This is a genomic window from Sandarakinorhabdus sp. (assembly GCF_032115815.1).
GTDB lineage: Bacteria > Pseudomonadota > Alphaproteobacteria > Sphingomonadales > Sphingomonadaceae > Sandarakinorhabdus.
The window spans coordinates 1-6572 of the sequence record NZ_JAUMBI010000037.1 but is presented as its reverse complement, the minus strand read 5'-3'; the positions used below and the strand labels follow the sequence as shown (position 1 = coordinate 6572).

Sequence of the window (6572 nt, the reverse complement as noted above, 5' to 3'; positions counted from 1 at the left end):
GCTACGGCCTGTTCGGTGAAGCCTATTTGAACTTCACCGACAATCTGAAGCTGACCGCCGGCGTGCGGTACAACAACGACGAGAAGAATGTCAGCGCCCGTTCGACGCTGGCCAGCTTCTTCGTGCCGTTCGGCACCACCGGCAACGCCTTCAACGCGCCGGCCGCCCGCAACTTCGACGGCGATCCCAACCGCGCCGGCATCCAGCCCTTCTCGGTGCGCGACGTGAGCTTCTCCGAAGTGACCGGCCGTGTCGTGCTCGACTGGAAGATCAACGAAGACAGCCTGATCTATGCATCCTACTCGCGCGGCTACAAATCGGGCGGCATCAACCCGCCGCTGCAGCCGATCTTCGCAGTGCCGGACACGTTCACCCCGGAATTCGTGGACGCGTTTGAAATCGGTTCGAAGAACAGCTTCCTTGATGGCAAGCTGCGCGCCAACGTCACCGCTTTCTACTACAAGTACAAGGGCCTGCAGCTGAGCCGTATCACCGCTCGCACCTCGGTGAACGACAACGTTGATGCCAATGTCTACGGCCTGGAAGGCGAATTCATCCTGTCGCCAACCCGCAACCTGCTGATCAACCTGAACGCGTCGTACCTGTACACCAAGGTGGCCAGCGACAAGTTCCTCGCCAACCCGCGCGATCCGTCGGGCGGCCGCAGCGATGCCGTGATCATCAAGGACATTTCCAACGGCTCCAACTGCGCCGTGGTTCCGACCACGGCCGGCAACGCCGCTGGTGCCAACGGCTTCGTGGGCCAAGCCAACGCGATCATCAACGCTGGCGGCATTCCGGGCCTGCAGGCTGGTGCCGGCCTGCGCGCACCGTCGGCCTTCCCGGTCGACAGCGGCCTGAACGGTGCCACCGGCGCCTTCTCGTTCTGCGGCGTGCTGCAGGCGCTGGCACCCACCGTGGGTGCGGCCTTCGGCGGTGTGCAGATGCTGCCGGAAGGCGTGCTGACCAACCTGCGTGGCAACCAGCTGCCGCAGGCGCCGACCTACAAGTTCTCGGCGGGTGCGCAGTACACCTTCCCGATCGGCGACAGCATGAACCTCATCCCGCGCGTCGATCTGGCTCACACCGGCGAAAGCTTTGGCAACATCTTCAACGGTGCCATCAACCGCGTGCCGAGCTTCACCGTGATCAACGCCCAGGTGCAGTTCAACGGTCCGGATGACAAATGGTATGTCCGCGGCTTCGTGCAGAACCTGACCAACAACAGCGCCGTCACCGGCCTGTATGTCACCGACCAGTCGTCGGGCCTCTTCACCAACATCTTCACGCTGGAACCCCGGCGTTACGGTGTGGCCGCGGGCTTCCGCTTCTGATCTGACCGGCAACGGTTGAACCCCGCGGGGCGGCTGGCAACAGCCGCCCCGTTTGGTTTTGGGCCAAAGGAGAAACCGGGTACGGCCATTGACTTTTGCCGCCCTGCCCCGCATGGCACCCCTGAATAAATCCGGGCGGCACACCGCCCCCATTCACAGGAACACGATGAGCTTTTCCGACCTGGGCCTTTCCGATGCCCTGCTGCGCGCCGTTGCAGACAGCGGCTATGACACGCCCACGCCGATCCAGCGCCAGGCGATCCCGTCGGTGCTGATGGGCAAGGATATCATCGCCATCGCCCAGACCGGCACCGGCAAGACCGCCAGCTTCGTGCTGCCGATGATCGACATTCTGGCCGAAGGCCGCAGCCGCGCCCTGATGCCGCGCAGCCTGATCCTGGAGCCAACCCGCGAACTGGCCCAGCAGGTTGCCGAGAATTTTGACAAGTATGGCAAGAACCACAAGCTGACGATGGCGCTGCTGATTGGCGGCGTTTCGATGGGCGATCAGCTTGCCGCTCTGGAAAAGGGCGTGGACGTGCTGATCGCGACGCCCGGCCGCCTGATGGACCTGATGAACCGCGGCAAGATATTGATGTCGGGCTGCGCCATGCTGGTCATCGACGAAGCCGATCGCATGCTCGACATGGGTTTCATCCCTGATATCGAAACCATCTGTTCCAAGCTGCCCAAGGGCCGGCAGACCCTGCTGTTTTCGGCCACCATGCCGCCACCGATCAAGAAGCTGGCGGACCAGTTCATGGAAAGCCCGAAGAGCATCGAGGTGGCGCGGGCGGCGAGCACCAACACCAACATCACCCAGTGGATTGTTGAAACCAGCAATCGCGACAAGAAGGACCTGGTGCGCTCCATCCTGAAGCAGGACGAGGTGAAGACCGCCATCATCTTCTGCAACAAGAAGACCATGGTGCGCGATCTGGCTGATGTGCTCAAGCGCGCGCGTCTGCCGGTGGGCCAGATCCACGGCGACATGGAGCAGAGCGACCGCATCCGCGAGCTTGATCGCTTTAAGCAGGGTGACATCACCATCCTGGTCGCTTCCGACGTTGCCGCACGTGGCCTCGACGTGCCGGGCGTGTCGCACGTGATCAATTTCGACATGCCATGGCACCCGGATGATTATGTCCACCGCATCGGCCGCACCGGCCGCGCGGGCCGCACCGGCATCGCCATCAGCTTTGCGACGCCGGAAGACGCCGAAAATCTCGCCAATATCGAGAAGCTGACCCGGCAGAAGATCCCCCGCTGGAAGGGTGATGCCGCCACTGTGCAGGCGGCCATGCCGGCACCGGCCGAAGCCGCCGACACCACCGAAGCGCCCGCCGAAGAGCGCAGCGGTGATCGCCGCCGCGCTCGCAAGCCGCGCCGCGAACGGACTGAAGATGTGGCCCCAGTAACTGCCGCGCCGGCGGCCATGCCGACGGCCGTGCCTGCCGCTGCGTCAGACGCAGAAGCGGCGCCACGATCGGATCGCCGCCGCCGGGACGAGCGCGCGCCGCGTGAAGCAAGGCCGCCGCGCGACGCCCGCCCAGCCGCCGAAGCACGGGCACCCAGCGAAGCCCGCGCACCCCGCGAAGCCCGCCCCCCGCGCGAGGCCCGTCCGCCCCGCGCCGAGCGCACCGCCCTCGGTGAAAAGCCCCGCGCTGTTCGCCAGGCCGCTGCCGGCGATCCGCTCGCCAGCTATCGCGCCATCGCGCTCGCCCCGCCGCCGCGCCGCAATGGCGACGATGATGGCGAACGCTTTACCGGCTTCGGCCCGGAAGGCGTGCCGGATTTCCTGTCCCGGCCGATCCGTACCCCGGCCTAACCTTCACAACGCCCAAACTTCACAACAATAACCTTTCCGACGCCTGACGCTTGCTTCTGCCCTGCCGGCTGATAACGTGCCGGCGCTGGCTTTTGGGGTGCGTGCGTGTCGGGTGAATGGTTTGCCAATTATGTGAAGGCCCCGCGCCATCCCGGCAAAGGTAGGGTGATCCGCGCGCTGCTGCGACTGGCTGACGGGCGCCGCCTGCCTTCCGTCTATGGCCCGCAGATGACGGTGCGCAGCCACGATGCCACAAACCGCTTTGCCCTGCTCGGCACGCTGGCCGAAGATTATCGCGACGTCCACGCCCAGATCATGGCGATGCCACCAGGCGAATGCTTCATCGATATCGGCGCCAACCTTGGCCTGTTCACCATGGTTGCCAGCCGCCACCTCGGGCCCGAGGGCCGCGTGATCGCCTTTGAACCCAACCAGAAAACCTTTGCCGATCTGGCCGGCAACCTTGCCGCCAACGCTTGCACCAATGTCGTTACCGTGTGCGCCGGCGTGTCCAACACCACGGCGCGCGTTGCCTTCGATCCCGGCCCGGCCGGCCACAGCGGCATCGCCCACATCAGCGAAAGCGGCAGCAGCGCCATCATGGTGCTGGGCAGCGCCCAGGTCGCCGATCTCATCCTCAACGTCGCTGCCGGCCGCCGCATCACCATCAAGATCGACGTGGAAGGCCATGAAAACCAGGTCATCGAAGCGTTGATGCCGCTGCTCGGCGAAACCAAGGTCGCCAAGTTGATCGTCGAGGTCGATCCCGATAATCTGGCACAGCATGGTACCACCCGGGAGACATTGTTCGCCCGGCTGGCGGAAAAGGGGCTGACGCCGAGCGTGAACGACCCGACGCGCCGGCATTACAACGAAGTGTTCGTTCGCGCCTGAATATTACGGGCTGCTGGCGGGCGGGCACTTCAATCCCGTCCACGCTTCTGCACAACTCGGCCCATCGCGGTCTTTACGGGCTGTTTGGGCTGGGCATCATCAGCACTAACATGGCACGGTCTCGACCCGTGGGGAATTGCGGGAGCAATGGAAGGATTGTCTGATGCCTGCTTGCGCCTTGATCCCGATGCTGTTGGCCATGGCTTCACCAGGCAGCACGGTCGCCACGGGGAAGATCACCTGCGATGAGCCGTTGCTGCTGAAAGACCAGGATTATCGCGGCGTCACGCTGGATGCGAGCTCGGCAACCTTCATCGAAGGCGCATTGATCCGCAATGTCAGTGGACTGCACATCAAGGGCGGCACCTGGGGCCGGACCGATGTCGACACCAAGTTGCTGCACGTCATCCGTGCTGACACGGTCAGCGATTTCAGTATTTCCAACGCCACTATCGTGGGCAACGGCAATCTGAAGGGCGGCGGCATTTCCATTCAATCGAATTCCGCACGGGTCACCGTGCGCGACAATCGATTGCATGGCCACATGCTGGGGATTGGAATCCGCGCCTCGACCAACCTTCTGGTGGTCCGCAACGAAATCACCGGCAGCTCATCTGACGGCATCAACATCGTTGGCAACACCAATGGGATCGTTGCCGCCAACCTGTGCCACGAATTTGCCAAGGTCCCGCCGGCGCACCCCGATTGCATCCAGCTGTGGAGCATCAAGGACCAGCCGCTGCAATCGGATATCTACGTGATCAACAATGCTGCCATCGGCGAAATGCAAGGCATATTGTCCAGCGATCCCAAGACAGGCAGCGGGCGGCGGCTGTTCTTCCATGGCAACTATCTGCCGGTCACCTACAGCCATACCATCACCTGTGGCGCCTGTGTTGAAAGCGTCGCCACCGACAACGTGCTCGCCAGTCATCCGGGAACCAAGTTCGGCATCGGCAAATTGAAGGGCTTCGAACATCCCAGCAACATGACGGCGCGCAATGTCATGCGCGACGGGGTCAAGTCGCTGCCGGACCGGATCTGGTCAGATATTGTGCCGCCCATTGCCGGCCAGGTTGGCAGCCGGTTTGACACACGCTCTTTTGCCCCAGGCAGGTTCAAGAACGCGCGGTAAATCCTTGCGATCCTAGTAGGCCCCGCCCGCTTCCTGCCACTGCTCCACTTCCCAGGCCATTCGGGCAGGAGGGCCGAGAACGGCGCTCACCGGGCGGCGCAGCGCCGGGCCGGCCGGGGCATCGGCCACGCCCAGGCGAAAGGCGAAGCTGGGCCGCCAGGCCGGATCGTCGAGCAGGGCATCGGCGGCGAGGGCGAAGCGCGGGGGGGCGAGCAACTGGGCTTCGCGGTCAATCATTTCAGGCAACTGGTTGAGCGGTTGGGCAACCAGACCGGCAGCCGTGGCATTCAGATGCAGCCGCTGCCAGGCGCTGCCAACCAGCAGGGCGGAACGGCGGTCATGCGGCTGGGCGGCAAGGATCAGGCCAAACAGCGAGGCGGTGGGCAGGTGGGTGTCGCGCGTGGCGGCAAGCCAATATTTGCCTTCATCGGCCGCCGATTGCGCCGGCAGCATCGCACCGGCCGCCGTCAGCCATGGCGACACGCCGGAAGTGGCCAGCGTCAGCCCGTCCATCAACCGCTCGGCGTCACTGCGTTCGTGGCGGAACCAGCGGTGGCTGTCGGCCATCATGGCGGCGTCGCTGGTGATGGCCACGGTGGCATCATCGGTCAGCGCGGCAAAACGCTTGCCCAGCGGGCTGGTGGCGGCAAACAGCGCGACCTTGATGCCCGGAAAGGCGGGGAAGGTCAGCACATCGGCCAGCTTCGCTTCGGCCACCGGCCCGCCGCGCCAGACACCGCGATGGGTGTGGCGCCGCGCGATGAAGGGCAGCAGCGGGTGCGGGGGCGGTCCGCTACCATCAGGGCCGAGGAAGACACGGGCAACATGGCCAGGGTTCTGCGCGTCGGGCAACAGCTTGACCTTTGCCGCCCGTCCCAGCGCGGTGGAGGCCAGCGCCATGTTGTGGATGGCCCCGCCCAGCCCGGCCAGCCGCTCCCGCCCAAACGGGTCCATCGTGCCAAGATTGCGGCCCGGGACTTCAAAGATGTCGACGCCGAAGCGGCCAACAGCGAACGACCAGGGCTGTGTGTTGTGCGGGCTGGACGCCAGCACGCCGGCCCCCACCAGCTTCAACGGCCCGGCCTGGCGCTGGCTGGCCCATTCCTCCCACGCATGCAGTGCGGGGTTATCGCCGCCCAGCAGGCCCTGCTGCCAGGCGCGGGCGCCGAGCCCGGCCACCACCAACCCGCCGGAACCAACAAGCAGCTGGCGGCGACTTGTCATCCAGCGGGATGGATGGTGGTCGGGCCCCGGCGGCGTCAGGCTGCGACGGCCTTGTCGCGACGGGCCGAGCGGCGCTGCACGACGCCGACAATGCCGAAGCCGGCAACCAGCATCAGCCACGTGCCCGGTTCCGGAACGACGGCGGCCCCATCACCAT

At 64.9% G+C, this 6572-nt stretch carries 6 protein-coding genes; 4 read left to right on the top strand and 2 right to left on the bottom strand.

Going from position 1 to position 6572, the window contains the following annotated elements:
- The 4 genes from RT662_RS02010 to RT662_RS01995 form a co-directional block, all read left to right on the top strand.
- A partial coding sequence (locus RT662_RS02010) for a TonB-dependent receptor domain-containing protein (RefSeq protein ID WP_313668721.1) occupies positions 1 to 1334 on the top strand: 1334 nt, incomplete at its 5' end.
- Positions 1335 to 1500: 166 nt separating this feature from the next.
- Positions 1501 to 3162, top strand: a complete 1662-nt coding sequence (locus RT662_RS02005; RefSeq protein WP_313668719.1) for a DEAD/DEAH box helicase — start codon at positions 1501 to 1503, stop codon at positions 3160 to 3162.
- 105 nt (positions 3163 to 3267) lie between these two features.
- The gene (locus RT662_RS02000) at positions 3268 to 4056 is read left to right on the top strand and encodes an FkbM family methyltransferase (protein WP_313668717.1); all 789 of its coding nucleotides are present in this window, start codon (positions 3268 to 3270) and stop codon (positions 4054 to 4056) included.
- A gap of 199 nt (positions 4057 to 4255) precedes the next feature.
- Positions 4256 to 5191: a right-handed parallel beta-helix repeat-containing protein gene (locus tag RT662_RS01995; protein ID WP_313668715.1), complete on the top strand. Its 936-nt coding sequence runs from the start codon at positions 4256 to 4258 to the stop codon at positions 5189 to 5191.
- 12 nt (positions 5192 to 5203) lie between these two features.
- Here the strand turns inward: RT662_RS01995 and RT662_RS01990 are convergent, their stop codons facing one another.
- Together RT662_RS01990 and RT662_RS01985 are read right to left on the bottom strand one after the other, a co-directional pair.
- Positions 5204 to 6415, bottom strand: coding sequence for a hypothetical protein (locus RT662_RS01990; RefSeq protein WP_313668713.1), 1212 nt, complete (start codon positions 6413 to 6415; stop codon positions 5204 to 5206).
- A gap of 35 nt (positions 6416 to 6450) precedes the next feature.
- Positions 6451 to 6572 (bottom strand): PEPxxWA-CTERM sorting domain-containing protein (locus tag RT662_RS01985; RefSeq protein WP_313668723.1); only part of this gene is annotated, 122 nt, incomplete at its 5' end.

Coding starts and splice junctions, on each gene's coding strand:
- RT662_RS01995 (WP_313668715.1), top strand. CDS start 4,256: ATGGCTTCACCAGGCAGCACGGTCGCCACGGGGAAGATCACCTGCGAT.
- RT662_RS01990 (WP_313668713.1), bottom strand. CDS start 6,415: ATGACAAGTCGCCGCCAGCTGCTTGTTGGTTCCGGCGGGTTGGTGGTG.
- RT662_RS02005 (WP_313668719.1), top strand. CDS start 1,501: ATGAGCTTTTCCGACCTGGGCCTTTCCGATGCCCTGCTGCGCGCCGTT.